This window comes from Arthrobacter sp. AL05, from assembly GCF_029960715.1.
Taxonomy (GTDB): domain Bacteria; phylum Actinomycetota; class Actinomycetes; order Actinomycetales; family Micrococcaceae; genus Arthrobacter.
In genome coordinates this window covers 119,784-139,417 of the sequence record NZ_JASBRC010000009.1, presented here as the reverse complement: position 1 = coordinate 139,417, position 19,634 = coordinate 119,784, and the positions used below count along the sequence as shown (strand labels likewise).

At 65.6% G+C, this 19,634-nt stretch carries 19 protein-coding genes and 3 tRNA genes; 14 read left to right on the top strand and 8 right to left on the bottom strand.

The genetic code is table 11. The features are described from left to right. Nucleotides 1–23 precede the first annotated feature (23 nt). Nucleotides 24–791: a type I methionyl aminopeptidase gene (gene map, locus QK287_RS12615; RefSeq protein ID WP_282360287.1), complete on the top strand. Its 768-nt coding sequence runs from the start codon at nt 24–26 to the stop codon at nt 789–791. A gap of 78 nt (nt 792–869) precedes the next feature. Here map and QK287_RS12610 read toward each other — a convergent pair whose 3' ends face one another. Together QK287_RS12610 and QK287_RS12605 are read right to left on the bottom strand one after the other, a co-directional pair. Then, nucleotides 870–1,391 (bottom strand): lipopolysaccharide assembly protein LapA domain-containing protein, encoded by a 522-nt coding sequence (locus QK287_RS12610; RefSeq protein ID WP_282360286.1) that lies wholly within the window; start codon nt 1,389–1,391, stop codon nt 870–872. Nucleotides 1,392–1,642: 251 nt separating this feature from the next. Beyond that, nucleotides 1,643–1,718 (bottom strand) — tRNA-Arg (locus tag QK287_RS12605). A 228-nt stretch (nt 1,719–1,946) separates the two neighbouring features. Between QK287_RS12605 and QK287_RS12600 the strand changes: the two genes are divergently transcribed. The 3 genes from QK287_RS12600 (at nt 1,947) to ettA (ending at nt 4,872) form a co-directional block, all read left to right on the top strand. Beyond that, nucleotides 1,947–2,513, top strand: a complete 567-nt coding sequence (locus QK287_RS12600; RefSeq protein WP_282360285.1) for a single-stranded DNA-binding protein — start codon at nt 1,947–1,949, stop codon at nt 2,511–2,513. Nucleotides 2,514–2,615: 102 nt separating this feature from the next. Continuing rightward, nucleotides 2,616–3,113 carry a hypothetical protein gene (locus QK287_RS12595; RefSeq protein ID WP_282360284.1) on the top strand — a complete coding sequence of 166 codons (498 nt, stop codon included), beginning with the start codon at nt 2,616–2,618 and terminating at the stop codon, nt 3,111–3,113. A 76-nt stretch (nt 3,114–3,189) separates the two neighbouring features. Beyond that, entirely contained in the window at nt 3,190–4,872 is a 1,683-nt protein-coding gene (gene ettA / locus QK287_RS12590) for an energy-dependent translational throttle protein EttA (protein WP_226774929.1), read from the top strand. A 69-nt stretch (nt 4,873–4,941) separates the two neighbouring features. Here ettA and QK287_RS12585 read toward each other — a convergent pair whose 3' ends face one another. Continuing rightward, on the bottom strand, nt 4,942–5,922 hold the full coding sequence (locus QK287_RS12585; protein WP_282360283.1) for an acyl-CoA thioesterase II: 981 nt from the start codon (nt 5,920–5,922) through the stop codon (nt 4,942–4,944). A gap of 63 nt (nt 5,923–5,985) precedes the next feature. On the opposite strand from QK287_RS12585, the gene QK287_RS12580 reads away from it, so the two are divergent. Further along, on the top strand, nt 5,986–6,645 hold the full coding sequence (locus tag QK287_RS12580; RefSeq protein WP_282360282.1) for a hypothetical protein: 660 nt from the start codon (nt 5,986–5,988) through the stop codon (nt 6,643–6,645). Nucleotides 6,646–6,706: 61 nt separating this feature from the next. Here the strand turns inward: QK287_RS12580 and QK287_RS12575 are convergent, their stop codons facing one another. The 4 genes from QK287_RS12575 to pepN all read right to left on the bottom strand — a co-directional run bounded on the left by QK287_RS12575 (nt 6,707) and on the right by pepN (nt 11,161). Then, entirely contained in the window at nt 6,707–7,165 is a 459-nt protein-coding gene (locus QK287_RS12575) for a globin (protein ID WP_282360281.1), read from the bottom strand. 4 nt (nt 7,166–7,169) lie between these two features. Then, nucleotides 7,170–7,829, bottom strand: a complete 660-nt coding sequence (locus QK287_RS12570) for a mechanosensitive ion channel domain-containing protein (protein WP_226774925.1) — start codon at nt 7,827–7,829, stop codon at nt 7,170–7,172. A 153-nt stretch (nt 7,830–7,982) separates the two neighbouring features. After that, complete coding sequence (locus QK287_RS12565) at nt 7,983–8,480, bottom strand: OsmC family protein (RefSeq protein WP_282360280.1); 498 nt, start codon at nt 8,478–8,480, stop codon at nt 7,983–7,985. 125 nt (nt 8,481–8,605) lie between these two features. Next, nucleotides 8,606–11,161, bottom strand: coding sequence for an aminopeptidase N (pepN, locus tag QK287_RS12560; protein WP_282360279.1), 2,556 nt, complete (start codon nt 11,159–11,161; stop codon nt 8,606–8,608). Between the two features lie 148 nt (nt 11,162–11,309). Between pepN and QK287_RS12555 the strand changes: the two genes are divergently transcribed. The 3 genes from QK287_RS12555 to QK287_RS12545 all read left to right on the top strand — a co-directional run bounded on the left by QK287_RS12555 (nt 11,310) and on the right by QK287_RS12545 (nt 13,838). Next, nucleotides 11,310–12,311, top strand: a complete 1,002-nt coding sequence (locus QK287_RS12555) for a hypothetical protein (protein WP_226774589.1) — start codon at nt 11,310–11,312, stop codon at nt 12,309–12,311. A gap of 121 nt (nt 12,312–12,432) precedes the next feature. Beyond that, complete coding sequence (locus QK287_RS12550) at nt 12,433–12,924, top strand: ribose-5-phosphate isomerase (RefSeq protein WP_282360278.1); 492 nt, start codon at nt 12,433–12,435, stop codon at nt 12,922–12,924. Beyond that, nucleotides 12,924–13,838: a DNA-formamidopyrimidine glycosylase family protein gene (locus QK287_RS12545; protein ID WP_282360277.1), complete on the top strand. Its 915-nt coding sequence runs from the start codon at nt 12,924–12,926 to the stop codon at nt 13,836–13,838. The genes QK287_RS12550 and QK287_RS12545 overlap by 1 nt, the downstream gene beginning before the upstream one ends. Before the next feature lie 129 nt (nt 13,839–13,967). Here the strand turns inward: QK287_RS12545 and QK287_RS12540 are convergent. Continuing rightward, a tRNA-Gly gene (locus tag QK287_RS12540) sits at nt 13,968–14,038 on the bottom strand. Between the two features lie 133 nt (nt 14,039–14,171). Between QK287_RS12540 and QK287_RS12535 the strand changes: the two genes are divergently transcribed. From QK287_RS12535 to QK287_RS12510, 6 genes are all read left to right on the top strand, one after another. Beyond that, a tRNA-Pro gene (locus QK287_RS12535) sits at nt 14,172–14,246 on the top strand. Between the two features lie 68 nt (nt 14,247–14,314). Then, a complete protein-coding gene (gene tig, locus QK287_RS12530) occupies nt 14,315–15,712 on the top strand; it encodes a trigger factor (RefSeq protein WP_282360276.1) in 1,398 nt (465 codons plus the stop codon). A 244-nt stretch (nt 15,713–15,956) separates the two neighbouring features. Then, the gene (locus tag QK287_RS12525; protein WP_226774595.1) at nt 15,957–16,589 is read left to right on the top strand and encodes an ATP-dependent Clp protease proteolytic subunit; all 633 of its coding nucleotides are present in this window, start codon (nt 15,957–15,959) and stop codon (nt 16,587–16,589) included. Nucleotides 16,590–16,627: 38 nt separating this feature from the next. After that, a complete protein-coding gene (locus QK287_RS12520; protein WP_226761217.1) occupies nt 16,628–17,287 on the top strand; it encodes an ATP-dependent Clp protease proteolytic subunit in 660 nt (219 codons plus the stop codon). 200 nt (nt 17,288–17,487) lie between these two features. Then, nucleotides 17,488–18,768: an ATP-dependent Clp protease ATP-binding subunit ClpX gene (gene clpX / locus QK287_RS12515; protein ID WP_226774585.1), complete on the top strand. Its 1,281-nt coding sequence runs from the start codon at nt 17,488–17,490 to the stop codon at nt 18,766–18,768. A gap of 105 nt (nt 18,769–18,873) precedes the next feature. Next, entirely contained in the window at nt 18,874–19,506 is a 633-nt protein-coding gene (locus QK287_RS12510; RefSeq protein WP_282360275.1) for a DsbA family protein, read from the top strand. Nucleotides 19,507–19,634: the final 128 nt, after the last annotated feature.

The following is a 19,634-nucleotide window of genomic DNA, read 5'->3' as shown; positions in this document are numbered from 1 at the left end:
CGGCGGGCCCTAGAGTGGAGCTCATGTCAATGATCAAGACGCCCGCCGAAATTGCCCTGATGCGCGAAGCCGGCCGGGTAGTGGCCATCACGCTGCAGCGCGTCCGTGAGGCCGCCGCAGTTGGTGTGTCCCTGAAGGAACTGGACGAGGTGGCCGCGGCGACTATTGCCGCCGCCGGGGCAACACCGGCGTTCCTGAACTACAAGCCACGGTGGGCCGCTGTGCCGTTTCCCGGCGTGATCTGCACGTCCGTCAACGACGCCGTGGTGCACGGCATCCCGAACGGCTACCGGCTCCAGGACGGTGACCTGCTCAGCGTGGACTGCGGCGCGTTCCTTGAGGGCTGGTGCGGCGACGCTGCCATAAGCTTTATCGTCGGCACCGCCGACCCGGCGGACCAGGCGCTGATTGATGCAACGGACGCGGCACTGGCCCGGGGCATCGAGGCCGCGAGGATCGGCAACAAGATGGGGGACCTGGGCTACGCCGTCGGCGGTGCATCACGCCGCGCAGGGTACGGGATGCTGGCAGACCACGGCGGCCACGGAATCGGCACGACCATGCACGCGGATCCGCACGTTCCCAACGACGGCCGGCCCGGCCGCGGCATCAAGCTGACTGAAGGTCTTGTCATCGCCATCGAGCCGATGCTGATCCTGGGCGGCAACGATGAGTACTTCCACGACGATGACGAATGGACGCTTCGCTCGGCCAACGGCCGCCGTGCCGCACACAGCGAACACACCGTCGCGATCACAAAAGACGGTCCGCTGATCCTGACCCGGCCCTAGATGGTGGTGGCGGGCAAGCCGGGGCGGCGGGGCGTACGACGGCGAGTCCCGGCATTGCGTCGCCGGGGCCGGACGTTATCAGCGGGTATGCGTCCCCGTGCCGGCACGTCGGCCGACGCGCTGGCGGTGCGCGGCGAGCCGCAGCTGAATGATGCGGGCGGCTCCGGCGATGGCGACCAGCACGCCGCCGCCAACTGCCGCGATGAACAGTGCAATGCCGAGCGGCACCGAGCCCTCCAGGCCAAAGAACTTCACAAGGACATATTCCTGGTTCTGCAGGATAAAGGCGATGAGCAGGATCAGCACGACCAGTGCTGCGGCGACAGCTGCCCAGACCATACCCGCACGGGTAACCCGGCGCGGTTCCGTGGCGGGCGCCGATGCCTCGGGCTGGTGCGGCAGCGGCGTGTCCTTGTGTTCCGGCGGCCTCGCGGGGCTGGCCGGAATCGTGACAGGGGCGGAGGCCCGTTCGGTGCCGGTTGCCGGCGGCTCTGCAGGGTTCCCCGCCGGTCCGGACGCGGCGGGGGCCGATTCCGGGTAGCGGGGGGTCCCGGCGTCGTTGGTATCGTGGGGATCAAATTCCCGGGGTGTCTGCGTCATGGCGGCGTACCTTTCGTTGCGTGCGGGCGCGCCGTCATGCCTGGCGCCGTGCTTGTGTACTAATACTAAGTGTGCTGATCGCAGAAGGTCGACGTGCGGGCCGAGGACGTGCCGGAACCGCGCCCGCTCTGATGCTGCCGGGGTGAGCGCGTCTGGCCAGTGTGCGGGCCGAGGACGTGCCGGAACCGCGCCCGCTGCCGAAAAGTGCGGCCCTGACCTGCGGAACGTTCCGGCAGGCCAGAGCCGCACTCTGGTGCCCCAGGAGGGAATCGAACCCCCGACCGGCGGATTAGAAGGCCGCTGCTCTATCCCCTGAGCTACTGGGGCAAGACGGCATAACTGCCGGCTGCTGCCGGGAGATGCCTCCACGAGTTTACCGTGCCCTCAGAGTGTCCGCTGTCAGGAACACCCGGTAGCCCGGACAGTGCAGCCGACACCCCGCTGGGGCCGGATCCGGGTTTTCCACATGGCCCCTTTTGCTCCTCGCGGAGTCCGCTTCCCGGCGCGATGCTGAAGGAGTCGGCTAGGCACAACATTTCGAGACAGGACATGAGCATGAGTGACAACATCACGGTCCGTGGCTTCGTCGCCACGGAGATCACGAGTTCGACGACGCCGGGTGGGGTGGCGACGGCGAAATTCCGCATCGGGTCCACCGAACGGCGGTACGACCGCGCCACGAACGCCTGGGTGGACGGCAACACCAACTGGTTTACGGTCCAGGGCTACCGGCAGCTGGCAGGAAACATCGGTTGCAGCATCAAGAAAGGCCAGCGAGTCATCGTGGTGGGCCGGCTAAAGTTAAGGAGCTGGGAAAAGGACGGCCGGATCTACCACGCAGTCGAGATCGATGCCGAGTCAGTCGGCCACGACCTTATGTGGGGTTCCGCCAACTTCATCCGGACGGCCGCCAATGGCTCGGCGCCGGCCTCGGGTCCCTCCGGTTCGCCGCCCGCTTTCCCGGACGGCAGCCCCGAGGGTGGGCAGCTGGAGGACCAAGGCCACGAAGGGCGGGACGAGGATGACGGACCCGCTTCCCGCGCAGTCTTTGTCGACGAAATCAGCGGCGACGTAGAGGAACTCGACGAGGAAACGGGGGAGTTGAAAGGGGCCGCCGCCTGACGCTCCGGCCGCTGACCCATCGGCGCAGCGGCGACGGCCGTGTTGCAGCCAACCCCTGGCGGGTTCAATGCGGCAGCCCCGGGGCCGTGCCAGAATGACCGGGTGAAGCGATCCAGAACCGGCAGCCGCGGCGCAGCATCCGTCCCGGCGCGGGCCAGTGCGCTCGCCCTGGTTCTTGCGCTGGTGTTCACGGCTGGGATCGGGTGCTCGGCGCCGTCGGAATCCGGCGGCGGAGACGAAGCCACTCCGTCCGCCGGGGTAGCCGGCGTCGCGCACGGCGGCACCACCATTCCCGCCCCGGACGCTGCGCTGTCGGACGCAAAAGCCCGGCTCGAAGCAGCCCTTCGGCCGCTCGCCGCGGCCGACGCGAAGCCCGGGACGGAAAGGATCCGCACCGCACTGACGGACGCGGGGTTCCCCGCCGACAGTGGAGAGGTCACGGCAAGCAAGACCCCCACCGGGCTGGACACGGACGCGGTTGAAGTTGCCGTGCAGGTAGACCGGAACTGCATCATCGCCCAGCTTCGCAATGGCACGGTCACGGCGTCCGTCCTGCCGGTCCTCGCTGATGGCCGCTGTTTCGTTGGTACCCCGGGTTGAGTCCGGCCCGCCGTCACGGAGTACCCCAGGGCTACAGGATGTGAGTTATCCCGGCCGAACCACTAGATTTGTAGGCATGGCGGAATTTATCTACACAATGACCAAGGCCCGAAAGGCCGTTGGCGAAAAACTTATCCTCGATGACGTGAGCATGTCCTTCTTCCCGGGGGCCAAGATTGGCGTCGTCGGCCCGAATGGTGCCGGCAAGTCCACCATTTTGAAGATCATGGCGGGGCTGGACACCCCCTCCAACGGCGAGGCCCGGCTCAGCGCCGGTTACACGGTCGGCATCTTGCTCCAGGAGCCGCCGCTCAACGAGGACAAGACCGTCCTGGGCAACGTCCAGGAAGGTGTCGGTGAGATCTACGGCAAGATCCAGCGCTTTAACGACATCTCCGAAGAGATGGCCAATCCCGACGCCGACTATGATGCCCTCCTGGAGGAAATGGGCCAGTTGCAGGAAGCGATCGACGACGCCGATGCGTGGGACCTCGATTCCCAGCTCGAGCAGGCCATGGACGCCCTCCGCTGCCCGCCGGCCGACGCAGACGTCACCCTGCTCTCCGGCGGTGAGCGTCGCCGTGTTGCCCTGTGCAAGCTCCTGCTCCAGAAGCCAGACCTGCTGCTCCTCGACGAGCCCACTAACCACCTTGACGCGGAGAGCGTGCTGTGGCTTGAACAGCATCTCTCGGCCTACCCCGGCGCCGTCCTCGCCGTCACCCACGACCGGTACTTCCTGGACCATGTGGCCCAGTGGATCGCCGAAGTGGACCGCGGCCACTTGTACCCGTACGAGGGCAACTACTCCACGTACCTTGAGAAAAAACGCGCCCGCCTGGAAGTCCAGGGCAAAAAGGACGCCAAGCAGGCTAAGCGGCTCACCGAGGAACTTGAGTGGGTACGCTCCAATGCCAAGGGCCGCCAGACGAAGTCCAAGGCCCGTCTGGCCCGCTACGAGGAGATGGCTGCGGAGGCTGACCGCACCCGCAAGCTGGACTTCGAAGAGATCCAGATTCCGCCGGGACCGCGCCTGGGTGGCCTCGTCCTGGAAGCGAAGAACCTGCAGAAGGGCTTCGAGGACCGCACCTTGATCGACGGGCTGTCCTTCACCCTGCCGCGCAACGGCATCGTCGGTGTTATCGGCCCCAACGGCGTCGGAAAAACCACCCTGTTCAAGACCATCGTCGGGCTCGAGCCCCTCGACGGAGGCGAGCTGAAGATCGGTGACTCCGTCAAGATCTCCTACGCGGACCAGAGCCGCGGCGGTATTGACCCGAACAAGACCCTCTGGGAGGTTGTCTCGGACGGACTCGACTACATCCAGGTCGGCCAGGTTGAAATGCCGTCCCGCGCCTATGTTGCTGCCTTCGGCTTTAAGGGCCCGGACCAGCAGAAGAAGGCCGGGGTGCTCTCCGGTGGCGAGCGCAACCGCCTGAACCTGGCACTGACCCTTAAACAGGGCGGAAACCTGCTGCTGCTCGACGAGCCCACTAACGACCTCGACGTCGAGACCCTCAGCAGCCTCGAAAACGCTTTGCTCGAATTCCCGGGCTGCGCCGTTGTGGTTTCGCACGACCGTTGGTTCCTGGACCGGGTGGCCACCCACATCCTGGCTTATGAAGGTGACGAGGAGAACCCCTCCAAGTGGTACTGGTTCGAGGGCAACTTCGAATCCTACGAGGAGAACAAAGTCGAGCGCCTGGGCGCGGACGCAGCCAAGCCGCACCGCGTGACCCACCGTCGCCTCACCCGCGACTAGGCCAGCGCCGCACTGCACGGATGACCATGGCCGGCTCCCCGCGGGGAGCCGGCCATGGTCATCCCTGCATCAGCCGCGTTCAGCCTTGCGCATCTGGTGCTCCAGGACCTTGGTCTGGACGGCCCCCTTGACCTTGCTCTTGAGGTCGGTGGGAACCCTGATCATGCCCTCCTGCGCCACGGTTGCCACATGGCGGCCGTCACGGCTGAAGATCTTGCCGGTGGCCAGGCCGCGGGCGCTTTGGGCGCTGGGGGATTCCTGCACGTAGAGCAGCCACTCGTCCACCCGGACCGGCCGGTGCCACCACATCGCGTGGTCCAGGCTGGCCACGGACATCCCGGGGGTAATCCAGCTCATCCCGTGCTTGCGGAGGATCGATTCCAACAGCGTGTAGTCACTCGCGTAGGCAAGCGCGGCGCGGTGCAGCTCCGGATCATCCGGCATAGGTCCAAACGTCTTCATCCAGACGGCATTGCGCGGGGCTTTTTCGCCCTTGGCCGAAACGTAGAGGGCAGGGTCAACGTGACGGATGTCAAAAGGCCGCTCATAGGCCCAGTGGCGCGCCACCGGATGATCGAACTTTCCCAACAGGTCAGCGGTGCTCGGCAGCGACTCCGGGGCAGGGATGCCGGACGGCATCTCGGACTGGTGTTCGATCCCTTCATCCGGGTCCTGGAACGACGCGATCATCGACAGGATGGGCATGCCCTCCTGGTACGCGTGCACCCGCCGTGCTGAGAACGATCGTCCATCCCTGAGGCGCTGGACCCCAAAGGTAATCGGCTTGTTAGCGTCCCCCGGCCGCAGGAAGTAGCCGTGCATGGAATGCACGCCGCGCCCGTCGGGCACCGTCCTGCTTCCGGCGATCAGCGACTGTGCGAGTACCTGGCCGCCGAACACCCGGTGCCTGGGCTGCTGCTGGGAAGGGCCCATAAAGATGTCCTCATCTGTCCGGGCACCCTCCAGCTCTCCGAGGTTCAGCAGTTGGAGGAGCGAGGAGGTGGGGTCCTGTGTCGGTGGTCCCTGCAATCCGGCTTCGGCTTCAGTCATGGTTTGACTCTAGACGTCCCTCCGCCGCGGTCCCAACGAGGCACAGCCGGTAGAGTCGATATTGTGTCTGACGTACTCACCCTGCCCCTGCAGTTCACCGATCCCCGCGATCTCGCTGACCTGCGCACTTTCGCGGCCCGCGCCAAGTCCATTGACGACGGTGCCATCCGCCTCCAGGCCTCCGGCCGGGTGCTCGCCGCCTACGTGTGTGTGCTGCGGCCACGGCTGCTGGGCGAATCTACACCGACGATCCTCGGCCTGCGTACCATGGCCCTGGCGCAGCCGGCGGACACTGACGTCACCGTCCCAATCTCCGCGGTGCTGGATCGGCTGGCGCGCGCGGGCCAGGACGACGTCGAGCTCCCGCTGCCGCCGGTCACCGTTACCGAATCGTGGGCCGGCGTCGGCGCTCCCCGCACGGGGTGGGAGGCCGTGGCCACCCTGTCTGATTCCGCCCTGCGCAGGTCCGCCGAGGCCGGTATCAGTGAGATTGCAGCCATCATCCCGGACCAGCCCGGCGCCTTGATCGTCAACAACGCCCGCGCCACTGTCTGGGGCCGGGAGCTGGAGGGAGCCGGCGGACTGCCGCTGGGTGCCGCGTTTGCGGCCCTCACCCTCGGCTTCCTCGCCGACGGCGGGCAGCAGCTCTACCGGTCCGGGCGCTGGTTCCGGCTCAGCGGGGCCCGGGGGCATGTCCTGGCCCGCTCCGGTTCAGGACTCTAGGACCGTCAGTAGCCACGGCTCGTTAGCCACGGCTCGTTCTGCGGCGTCCGCCGGGCGCAGCTCAGGATTCGGACGGGCTGTTCACCATGGACAGTGCTGCCCGCTCCATGTAGTCCCACAGCGTCCCCTCGTGCAGCGGCGGGAGGTCCAGGGAATCCACCGCGGAGCGCATGTGATGCAGCCAGCGGTCCTTGGCCTCCGGGGTGACCCGGAAGGGCTGGTGCCGCATCCTGAGCCGGGGGTGCCCGCGTTCCTCGCCATACGTCGTCGGGCCGCCCCAGTACTGCTCGAGGAACATCAGGAAACGGCGCCGGGCAGGGCCCAGATCCTCCTCCGGATACATCGGCCGCAGCAATGGATCCGATGCGACGCCGTCGTAGAAGACATCAATGAGCTTAACAAACGTCTTGTGGCCGCCCACTGCATCGTAAAAGTTGTCGGTGTAGCCCGGCCTGCTGAACGGATCGTTCTGCAGCAGTTGCTTGGGCTGTCCGGGTCCGCCGGCGCTGGGAATTGTCATGGCTCTACTCTCCGGCCTGTTGCTGGGGTGTGCTGTCTTCGGTGTCCGCCGTTGGACTTCCGGGCGGAACATAATTGCCCTGGGAACGGTTGCCCACCCGCAGGATTTCGCCGTTGCGCAGGTACCAGATGGCGCCGTCTTCGGCCCGCACCCGGGTGATCCGAAGGTTCATCGATTCCACAGTGCCCACCACCTCGGAGGTCTCGATGATGTCGCCGATGCCGTACTGGTCCTCGATGGTGATGAAAATGCCGGACAGGAAGTCCCGGATCAGCTGCTGGGCGCCAAAGCCCAAGGCAATTCCGAGGATTCCGACGCTGGTCAGGATCGGCGCGACGTCCACGTTCAGGTTCTTAAGCACGTATACGCCGGTGAGTACGGCTACCAGGACGCCTGCCACGCTGCTGAGAAGTGCCCCGATTGTGTTGGCCCGCTGGACTCTGCGCTCATGGTCCAGGGCGCGGAACGCGGGAGCCACCCAGCGGAACCGAGGTTTTTTGAAGAATGTGCTGCCCGCGGCGACCCGTTTCGTGATTCCGCCGATCACGACGGACGCCACCAGCCAGATGGCGACGCCGACCCCCAGACTGATGAGGACCCCCGGCACGTTGATGGCCGAGATGTCCGGAGCGGTGATGGGTGTGGCGCTGGTCAGGCTGATCATCGGCGGGGGAGTACTCCTTGTTGCGGCGTCCGGCGGGCGCATAAAGCTCTGGTCTGGTTCAACAGTAGCGCCGTAGCGGCTGCCCGCGGAGCAGAGCGCGCGCAGCCTACCCGGCCGCGCTCCAGGGGTCCGGCGGGCACCTGGATCCGGAAACTACGGCGAAACCACGTCCCGCCGGCCTGCCGGCGCCGTGACCGGCTCGTGCAGCACCGGGAAGTTGACGCTCCGGGCGATGAAGCAGACCTTGTTCGCGGCGGTATGCAGGTCCGCCATCACGTCCTCCGTGACCGGCTCGGCAGTGCTCACCCGCGGCCTGAGCGTGACCGACTCAAACTGTCCACTGCCGTCCCGATTGGTCCGCATCAGCCCCTCGGCCCGGTCTTCATAAGCCGTGACCACTACACCGTGCTTCACCGCAACGTGCAGGAAGGACAGCATATGGCACTGGCAGAGTGCGGCCAGCAGGAGCTGTTCCGGGTTGAAACGGGTCCGGTCGCCGTGGAAGGCCGGGTCTGCGGAGCCCCGCAGGACGGGCAGCCCGGGAACCTCGATGTCGTGGTCCCGTGCATACCCGCGGTACGACGCCGTCCCCTCGCCAAGGTTCCCGGTCCAGCGGACAGTCAGCGCGTAGCGGTGTTCGTCGAGGCTCATCATCCCAGCCTAAAACACATCCCTGCCCAACTAGCTGGCAGCAGGGGTCGTTATGAGCGTCCAAAACGGCCTTTGCTGCGAGCTAGTTGGGCGGGACTCCGGGAAGCGGCTCCCTAAGCGGCTCCCTAGCCGGCGTCGGCCTGCCGGGCCCGCAGTGCACGGGCCACACCGTCGCGGTTCTCCAACATCATTCGGCGCAGCGCCGCACTCTCCGCCGGCAGCGAGGCCAGGAACTCATCCGTGCGGTCCACCGTGGCCTGTGTGGTCAGCTGGGCCGGGTAGAGCCCGACGACGATCTGCTGGGCCAGGGCGTGGGTGCGGTCCCTGACCACGCCGGGGACGGCCGCAAAGTATTTCTCCGCGTAAGGCTCCAGCAGTGAGGTGTCCAGCACCCGGGTGAAGCCGGCGACCGCCGAACCCTGCAGGGCGTTGGAGAGTTCGTTGGTGACCACAATCGACTCCCAGGCCGCAGCCTTGGCCGCGGCGGTGGGGATGGCCGCCTTCGCCAGGGCCGCCGCGTTTTGTCCGGTGGCGGTGTTGTCGTGCTCGAGCTCGGCGTCGATCGCCTCCTGCCCGGCCTGGCCGCCGACCACGAGGGCGGTGGTCAGTTCCCAGCGCAGGTCCTGGTCCACGGTCAGGCCGGCCAGTTTCAGGGAGCCGTCAAGCAGCCCGGCGACGGTATCGAACTGACCGGCGCTGCGGGCCAACAGGGCAAAGGCCTTCACGAACTGAAGCTGTGCGTCGGAGCCGGCCCGGACGCCGGCGGCAAGCTCCCAGAGCCGGCCGGCCGCGGCGGTCGCGGTGGCTTCCTTGTGGTCCGCTGCCACATAGAAGTTCAGCGTCGTGGCCAGCTGGCGGAGCTGGACCATGGTCACTGACGAGTCGGATTCCTCCGCGATGTTGGCCAGGATCAACTCCACGTAGCCGCGGGCCGGAGTCTCGCCGTCGCGCGCCGCGTCCCATGCCGAACCCCAGACGAGGGTGCGGGGCAGGCTCTGGCCGATGTCCTTCAGGTGTGCGGTGGCGGTGGCGAGGGACTTCGGGTCCAGCCGGACCTTGGCGTAGGCGAGGTCATCGTCGTTGAGCAGGATCAGGTCCGGCTGTGCGAGCCCCGCCAGGGCGGGCACCTCGGTGCGCGGACCGTCGACGTCGAGTTCCGCGCGGTGCACGCGCTCCAGCTTCCCGGCACCATTGAGGTTGTAGAAGCCGACGGCGAGCCGGTGCGGGCGGATGGTCGGCTGGGTCTCGGTGGCGGTCTGCAGGATGGCGAAGGACGAGATGCTTCCGTCCGCACCCACGGACAGTTCCGACGTCAGGGTGTTGACGCCGGCGGTCTCCAGCCAGAGTTTCCCCCAGTGGTCCAGGTCGCGGCCGCTGGCCTTTTCGAGCTCGACCATCAGGTCGCTGAGCTCGGTGTTCTGCCAGGAGTGCTTGCGGAAGTACTCGCGGACGCCGGCCATAAATTCCTCCGGACCCACCCAGGCCACCAGTTGCCGGAGCACCGAGGCGCCCTTGGCATAGGTGATGCCGTCGAAGTTCACTTCGACGTCTTCCAAGTCGTTGATCTCGGCGAAGATCGGGTGGGTGGTCGGCAGCTGGTCCTGGCGGTACGCCCAGGATTTCTCCACCGAGGCAAAGGTGGTCCAGGCGTGGTCGAATGCCGTGTTCTCGACGGCGGCAAGGTGGGACATGTACTCGGCAAAGGACTCATTGAGCCAGAGGTCGTTCCACCAGCGCATCGTCACAAGGTCCCCGAACCACATGTGGGCGAGTTCGTGCAGCACGGTGATGGCACGGCGCTCCACCTGGGCGTCGGTGACCTTGCTGCGGAAGACGTAGCCTTCCAGGATGGTCACGGCGCCGGCGTTCTCCATCGCACCGGCGTTGAACTCGGGCACAAAGAGCTGATCGTACTTCTCGAACGGGTACGGGCAGCCGAACTGCGCCTCAAAGAACTCGAAGCCCTGCCGGGTGAGTTCGAAGATGTTTTCCGCGTCGAGGTGCTGCATCAGCGACTTGCGGGCGAAGACGGCCAGCGGAGTGACTTTCCCGGTGGCGGACACTACTTCACTGCGCACCGATTCGTACGGCCCGGCGATCAGCGCCGTGACGTAGGAGGACAGGCGCGGGGTGGGGCTGAATTCCCAGACGGAGCGGGCGCCGCCGTCGGGGCCGGGGATGGTCTCCACCGGCACCGGGGTGGGGGAGTTGGAGATGAGATCCCAGTGCGAGGGCGCAGTCACCGTGAACGTGAAGCTGGCCTTGAGGTCGGGCTGTTCAAACACGGCAAACATCCGCCGGGAATCCGGAACCTCGAACTGGGTGTAGAGGTAGACCTCCTGGTCCACCGGATCCACGAACCGGTGCAGGCCCTCGCCCGTATTCATGTAGGGGGCCTCGGCGACCACCCGTAGCTCGTTGTCCGCTGCGAGATCCGGCAGCTGGATGCGGACTCCGTCGGAGACCGCTGCAGGGTCCAGCTCGCGGCCGTTCAGCCTCACGCTGTGCACTGCGTCGGTCACCGCGTCGATGAACGTCGAGGACCCCGGCACGGCCGTGAACTTCACAGCGGTGGTGCTGCCGAAGACTTTCCCTCCGCGGGTCAGGTCGAGCTCGACCTCGTAGGATTTGACGGCGATCAGTTCGGCGCGCTCGCGTGCTTCGGCGCGCGTCAGGTTCATTCCGGGCAAGGGGAGCCTCCAGGGATGCTGTGCGGATGGGCGAACAAGTATTGTGAAATCATTCTTTCACTTCTGCGGTGCTTGGCAAGTTGCGTTAGGTCCCACCACGATACCGAAGCCCTCATCACCCGGGGGTAGCGTGGTGGATATGGATAGATTCCGGGATTCCGTAGACGCCAGGGCACTGCGCTTCGCCTTGGGGTTTCCGCTGATGCTGGCAACGGCGTTTGTGGTGTGCGCGTTGCTGATCCGCACGGAGCTGCCCGAGCCGCTGGCAGTGCGCTGGGCTGAGGGCGGCGCGGCGGACTTCGCACCGTTCCCGGCCGTGACCGGAGTGGGCGCCGCCCTGATCGTGCTGCTTGGCGGCGGCGTGCTGCTGCAGGCGGTACCGCTGTCCCGCCCGGCGGTGATGCGCCGGATCATGATGGGCGCCGGTCTGTTCGTCAGCCTGTTCATCACCGCCGTCCTCGCAGCCGTGCTGGTCGGTCAGCTCGGGCTCGGCAATGCGAGGCAGGCCCAGGTGGATGTCACAGTACTCGCCATGGGAAGCGGAGCGGCACTGGGCCTGGGCTTCGTGATGGGCTTTGTTTTCAAGGCCGACGAACGCTGGTCCGCCGACGACGAGAAGGCCGTGGCGGCGGCCCTGGCCCGCGAAATCGATCCCGGGCTGGCCCGCGATGCAGTGAGCCTGTGGGTCCACGCCCGCAGTTCCGTCTTTGTGATGCTCGGGGTCGCCACAGTGCTTCCAGCCGCACTCCTCACCATCGCCTTGCCCTGGCTGGCGGCCCTGCTTGTAGCCCTGGCCCTGCTGGCGGCGGCGTGCCTGTTCGCCCGCATCCGGGTGGACCGGGGCGGCCTGCGCGTCTTCGCCGCCGGCTTCGTCCGGGTACTGGATGTTCCGGCCGGCGCCATCGAGTCGGCGACACAGCAGGAGATCCGGGCGGCCGACTTTGGCGGCTGGGGTTACCGCAGCCACGGCAGCACAACTGCCCTGCTGGTCAGCAGCGGACCGGCAATTGTTGTGGGCCGTTCCGACGGGCGGACCGTTACCGTCAGCGGCGGGAGCGCCGCCACTGCGGAGAACGTAGCCCAGGTCATCTCACGGGTGGCCGCACGCGCGCACCGGGACGGCGGAGCCGCCGGTGTGTGACGAACTGCCGGCAGGCGGAACGGCCGGCTCGGTCCCGTGCCCTAGTAAGCTGGAAGCAGCTTCCCAGACCGCACCGCAGACCCGGTGACCCCACTGCTCTGCCCCACCGAACGGATACGCCGTGACCCTTCCTGACCTCCCGCGCGTGCACATCGCCACCGACCACGCCGGCATGGAACTCAGTGCCCACCTCGTCGCCCATCTTGGCGCCAGGGGGTACGAGGTAGTCGACCACGGACCCGCGGCCTACGACGCCCTGGATGACTACCCCTCCTTCTGCATCAATGCCGCTCTTGCGGTCGTGGCGGACCAGGAAGCCGGCACACAAGCCCTGGGCATCGTGCTGGGCGGCTCCGGCAACGGCGAGCAGATTGCAGCGAACAAGGTCAAGGGCGTCCGGGCGGCGCTGGCCTGGAACCTGTCCACGGCGAAGCTGGCGCGAGATCACAACGACGCCAACGTGGTCGCCGTCGGCGGCCGGCAGCACAGCGTCGAGGAGGCCACCGAAATCATCGAGGCGTTCCTGGCGGAACCATTCAGCAACGACGTCCGCCACGTCCGCCGGATCGGCAAGATCGCCGCCTATGAGCGCACCGGCGAGGTCCTCGCCTAGTGCCGGAGGGGCATTCGGTCCACCGGCTGGCCCGCCAGTTCGGCGACGTCTTTACGGGCGAGCAGCTAGCGGTGTCGAGTCCGCAGGGGCGTTTTGTCCGGGGCGCGGCACTCTTGGACGGCCACACGCTCACCGGCTCCACCGCGCACGGGAAGCACCTCTTCCTGGCGTTCGGCCACGGGCTGGCGCTGCACGTCCACCTGGGCCTCTACGGGGCCTGGGATTTCGGTGGAGACGCAGGCTTCCGGGGCGCGTCGAGCATCGGGGCGCCCAGGAAAGTCGGGGAACGGGAGATTTTTGACGACGGGGCGTCGGCTGAGCCGGCAACGTATTCGGGCCCGCCGGCACCGGTCGGTGCCGTCCGGGTCCGTCTCGCCGGGGTACACGGTTGGGCCGATCTGCGCGGCGCAACGACGTGCGAAGTGGTTACCGAAGACGAAGCTGCCGCCGTGCTCGCCCGACTCGGACCCGATCCGCTGCGAAACCTGCCCGGGGACCGGGACTCCTTTGTTGCCGCTGTCCGGGCCCGGCGCACGCCGATCGCGGCCCTGCTGATGGACCAAAAGGTCATCGCCGGCGTCGGCAATGTCTACCGCGCCGAACTGCTGTTCCGGCAGGGGCTGGACCCCTGGCTGCCGGGCCGCTCGCTCTCCGCCGCTGCTGCCCGGGAGCTCTGGGACGACAGCGTCGCGGTGATGTCCGACGGCGTCCGTGACGGCAGGATCATCACAACACCCCCGGACTGCTGGGCCGGCCTCGCCGCGGGCGGGCACCGTGGCCAGCTGCCCGCCCCGGACGAGTCCCACTTCGTCTACCGGAGGCAGGGTCTCGACTGCCGGAACTGCGGAACGCCGGTGGCGCTGACCGACCTGGGGGCCCGCAAGCTCTATTGGTGCCCTTCCTGCCAGGGGTGAGAGAACTCTTTGCGGGCCGCGGGCCATCGGGTTCCTTGCTGGCGGCGGGCCCGTGCGGGGGTTAGGGCTTAGCGGCCAAACGGGCACAAAAAAGCCCTTCCGCAGAGGGGCTTTTTCGTCATATTTCCGAGGGGACGACGGGAATCGAACCCGCGTAATCAGTTTGGAAGACTGAGGCTTTACCATTAAGCTACGTCCCCGGGACTTTGCAGGAGACTTCCAGCAAAACTTCCGGGTGGCTGTTCAAGCCGGATACAACTAAACCTAATTCAGGGCCCCAGTGTCAAATGTGCAAACCGGCACGATATGACCGTAGACTGTTCTGTGCACTTACGGGGTGTAGCTCAGCTTGGCTAGAGCGCCTGCTTTGGGAGCAGGAAGTCGCAGGTTCAAATCCTGTCACCCCGACTCTGCAGTTGCCGCCAGACCTTGGCGGTGCAGAACCCCACCCCCTAAAAACCAGGAGTACTTAGACTGTGAAGAGCGCTGTCGAGAACCTCACCCCCACGCGGGTCAAGCTCAATGTTGAGGTCCCCTTTGAGGAATTGAAACCCAGCATCGCAGAGGCATATAAGACCGTTGCTTCGCAGATCCAGGTCCCCGGTTTCCGCAAGGGCAAGGTCCCCTCCAAGCTTATTGACCAGCGCGTTGGCCGTGGCTATGTGCTGGAGACTGCCATCAACGAAGGCCTGAACGGCTGGTACCAGGCGGCAGTCCAGGAAACAGGCATCCGTCCGCTGAGCCGTCCCGAGGTCGAAATCACCGAAGTTCCGGATCCGTCCGCCACCGACGGTGAGCTGAAGTTCCACGCCGAGGTTGACGTCCGCCCCGAGATCGAGCTGCCCGACTACGCCGGCATCAAGGTTGAGGTTGCAGCCGCTGCTTCCACCGACGCCGACGTCGAGACGGCCCTGGATGAGCTGCGCGGCCGCTTCGGCACGCTGAAGTCCGTGGACCGCCCCGCCGCCGACAAAGATTTCCTCACCATCGACATCACCGCCACGATCGACGGCGCCGAAGTTGACTCCGCCTCGGGCCTGTCCTACCAGGTAGGCGCCGGCACCATGCTTGAGGGCCTTGATGAAGCTGTCACCGGCCTCAGCGCCGACGAGGATGCGATCTTCGACACCACCCTGGTGGGCGGCGAGCACGCCGGTGAGTCCGCCCAGGTCAAGGTCGTCGTCAAGTCCGTCAAGGAGCGCGAGCTGCCCGAGGCTGACGACGACTTCGCCCAGCTGGCCTCGGAGTTCGACACCCTGGCCGAACTCCGCGAGGACCTCACCAAGCAGGCCGCGGAGTCCAAGGTCGTCGAGCAGGGCGTTGAAGCCCGTGACAAGGTCCTCGACAAGCTCGTTGAGCTCGTTGCGGTTCCCGTACCGGCCTCCGTCGTCGAAGAGCAGCTTGAGCAGCACTTCAACGCCGAAAACGCGCACGGTGAAGGCGATCACGACACCGAGGAGCACCGCGCCGAGGTCAAGGCCAACAGCGAGCGGGCTTTCCAGAACGAGATCATCCTGGACGCCATCGCCGAGAAGGAAGAAGTCAACGTCAGCCAGAACGAGCTGATCGACTACATCGTGACCACCGCCGGCCAGTACGGCATGGACCCGAACCAGTTCGCCCAGATCATCGATCAGAGCGGCCAGGTCCCCATGATGGTTTCCGAGGTCCGCCGCCGCAAGGCACTGGCCGTAGTCCTCGGCCAGGCCGAGGTCACCGACTCTGAGGGCAACGCCGTCGACCTCAGCGACTTCGTCCGCCCCGGCGACGAAGAGGCAACCGTTGAGGCAACCGCCGAGGCCGAGGAAAGCGCTTCCGAGGAAGCGGCAACCGAGACCGGCACAAATGATGATCCGGCAGCCGTGAAGTTCTAATACCTTCCGCTTCCGCAGTCCAGCAGCACCCCCGGATCTTTGATCCGGGGGTGCTGCCTTTTAAGCCTGTGACGAACCCTCCCGGCCAGTCGTGCGCCGTCAGCGAACAGCCCCGCGCCTGCGCACAAAGCGGTCCGAAAAACCGTTAGTGTCCATGTAGGAAAGTTCAGTGATGTCGTCCAGTGGCATCACCGTCGCCAGCGAGAGGGAAGTACATATGTCACAGCAAGCAGGGGCACCCCGGATGGCTACTGTCGATCCGGCAGCCCAGGACAACTACATTTACAACCGCCTGCTGAAAGAGCGCATCATCTGGCTCGGCTCCGAGGTCCGCGACGAGAACGCCAACGCGATCTGCTCGCAGCTGCTGCTGCTCTCGGCCGAGAACCCCGAGAAGGATATCTACCTCTACATCAATTCACCGGGCGGGTCCGTGACGGCCGGCATGGCCATCTACGACACCATGCAGTTCATCCCCAACGACGTCGTGACCGTCGCCACCGGCCTCGCCGCCTCGATGGGACAGTTCCTGCTCTCCTCCGGTACCAAGGGCAAGCGCTACGCCACCCCGAACGCACGCATCCTGATGCACCAGCCCTCGGGCGGCATCGGCGGCACGGCATCGGACATCAAAATCCAGGCCGAGCTCATCCTGCACATGAAGAAGGTTATGGCCGAGCTGACCGCTGACCAGACCGGACAGAGCGTCGAGACCATCCTCAAGGACAACGACCGCGACAAGTGGTTCACGGCCAAGGAGGCCCTCGACTACGGTTTCTTCGACAAGATTGCCGCGCACGCGGGCTCCGTGGCCGGCGGCGGCGGAACCAACGCCGGCGGCAGTGACAACGGCACAGACACAGCCACCGAGAACTGACCGGCACGCAGACAGCAATGACTTCAGGAGCAATGAACATGAATTACAACTTCGGTTCGACTGCCGGCAACCTGCCGAGCAGCCGCTACGTGCTGCCGCAGTTCGAAGAGCGCACCCCCTACGGATTCAAGCGCCAGGACCCCTACACCAAGCTGTTCGAGGACCGCATCATCTTCCTCGGCGTCCAGGTTGACGACGCGTCGGCCGACGACGTGATGGCCCAGCTGCTGGTGCTGGAGTCAACTGACCCGGACCGCGACATTACGCTCTACATCAACTCCCCGGGCGGGTCCTTCACCGCTATGACCGCGATCTACGACACCATGACGTATATCCGCCCGGAGATCCAGACCGTCTGCCTCGGCCAGGCCGCCAGTGCCGCGGCTGTGCTCCTTGCAGCCGGCACACCGGGCAAGCGCCTCGCGCTTCCCAACGCCCGCGTCCTCATTCACCAGCCCTCTTTGTCCGGCGGCCAGGGCGGCCAGGCGTCCGACCTGGAGATCCAGGCAGCCGAGGTTATGCGGATGCGGTCCTGGCTTGAGGACACGCTGGCCAAGCACTCCGGCCGGACCCCGGAACAGGTCAACAACGACATCGAGCGCGACAAGATCCTCACCGCTGCCGAGGCCATGCAGTACGGCCTGATCGACCAGGTGCTGGATTCACGCAAGATGAAGCCCCAGGCAATCACCAAGTAGCTAAGCAGCAGTTCCCGACACCGGTGCGCCACTTGACGTGGCCGCACCGGTGTCTGCTTTCCACTCAATAGGCCGAAAGTGACCTAGAGTGGAACATGTCACGGTTGGCCTCCCTGGGGAAGGTCCGTGATTCCAGTAACGGGTGCAGCGCTGCGCAGGCGAAGAACACGGCCGGCAGCAAAATACAAAGGGGTTCACATATGGCTCGGATTGGCGAGAGCACGGATCTGCTGAAGTGTTCTTTCTGCGGAAAGAGCCAAAAGCAGGTTCGGAAGCTCATTGCCGGGCCCGGTGTCTACATTTGCGACGAGTGCATTGAACTCTGCAACGAGATCATCGAGGAAGAACTCGCCGAAGTGGCTGACCTGGGCAGTTTTGAGCTGCCAAAACCCCGCGAGATCTTCGATTTCCTGCAGGAATACGTGATTGGCCAGGAGCCGGCCAAGCGCTCACTCGCCGTAGCGGTCTATAACCACTACAAGCGCATCCAGGCGGGCCACGCCCCTAAGAGCGGCAGCCTCGCCGAAGGGGTACACCACGATGAGGTCGAGATCGCCAAGTCGAACATCCTGCTCATCGGGCCTACCGGCTGCGGCAAGACGTACCTTGCGCAGACGCTTGCCCGACGGCTCAACGTACCTTTCGCCGTCGCCGACGCCACCGCACTGACCGAAGCCGGTTATGTCGGCGAGGACGTGGAGAACATCCTCCTAAAGCTCATTCAGGCCGCCGACTACGACGTCAAGAAGGCCGAGCAAGGCATCATCTACATCGATGAGATCGACAAGATCTCGCGCAAGAGCGAGAACCCCTCCATCACCCGGGACGTTTCCGGCGAGGGTGTGCAGCAGGCCCTGCTGAAGATCCTGGAAGGCACTGTCGCCTCGGTTCCGCCGCAAGGCGGCCGCAAGCATCCGCACCAGGAATTCATCCAGATCGATACCACCAATGTGCTCTTTATCGTGGCCGGTGCGTTCGCCGGTCTCGAGGAGATCATCGGCTCCAGGTCCGGCCGCAAGGGCATCGGATTCGGCGCCCCGCTCAACGAGGTCAAGAACAACACCGACTCCTACGGCGAGGTGATGCCTGAGGACCTGTTGAAGTTCGGGCTCATCCCTGAGTTCATCGGCCGCCTGCCCGTCATCACCACTGTCTCCAACCTGGACCGGGCGGCGCTCATCCAGATTCTGTCTACCCCCAAGAACGCCCTGGTGAAGCAGTACCAGAAGATGTTCCAGATCGACGGCGTTGAGCTGGTGTTCGACGAGGAAGCCCTTAACACGATCGCCGATCAGGCACTGGAACGCGGCACCGGGGCCCGAGGGCTTCGCGCCATCATGGAGGAGGTCCTGCTCCCTGTGATGTTTGACCTGCCGAGCCGCGAGGACATTGCCACCGTCGTTATCACGGAGGACGTCGTCTCCAAGAAGGCAGCGCCCACGTTGATCGCCCACGACCTCAAGCGCCGTAAGTCGGCCTGACCCGGAATAAACATGGTGCGCCGGTCGCTGTCACCTATGGCGCGCCCGGGTGCTGGATCCGCAGCAGCGCATGTTTCCCGGCAGACTTCCTTAAGGAGAACAACCGTGTCTGAATCCCTGACCCAAGAAGCAACGACTAACGAAGCCGACTTCTGGTTCGACCCGATGTGCCCCTTCGCGTGGGTGACCTCCCGCTGGATTGGCGAGGTAGAGGACGTCCGCGATGTCAGCGTCCAGTGGCACGTTATGAGCCTGGCCGTGCTGAATGAGGGCCGTGAAGAACTCCCGGAGGACTACAGGGCGTTCCTCACCAAGGCTTGGGCCCCCGTGCGGGTCATTACGGCCGCTGCCCAGCAGCACGGCGAAAAATACGTGAAGGCCCTCTACGACGCCATGGGTACCAAAATCCACAACGAGGGCAATGTTGACATCGCCGAGGTTATCTCGAAGTCCCTCGCGGAGGTCGGCCTCCCGGCGGAGCTGGCGGCCGCCGGCCAGAGCGACGCGTTTGACGCCGAGCTGCGCAGCAGCCACGAGGAAGGCATCTCGCTGGTCGGGCAGGATGTCGGCACACCGGTGGTCGCCTTCAACGGCACCGCCTTCTTTGGCCCGGTACTGACGCGCATTCCGCGCGGCGAGGAGGCCGGACGGCTGTGGGACGCCACAGTGACCCTGGCGTCGTTCCCGTACTTCTTCGAACTTAAGCGCAGCCGGACCGAAAGCCCCGTGTTCAGCTAGAAGCCCGAGGCACAACCAGAGCCCCGAAGGAACTACCCGCGTGTAGTTCCTTCGGGGCTCTTGCGTATCCGGCAGGGCAGGATCACAATTGAACTTACCCACTTCGGAAGAAGCGGGACGCGGGAACC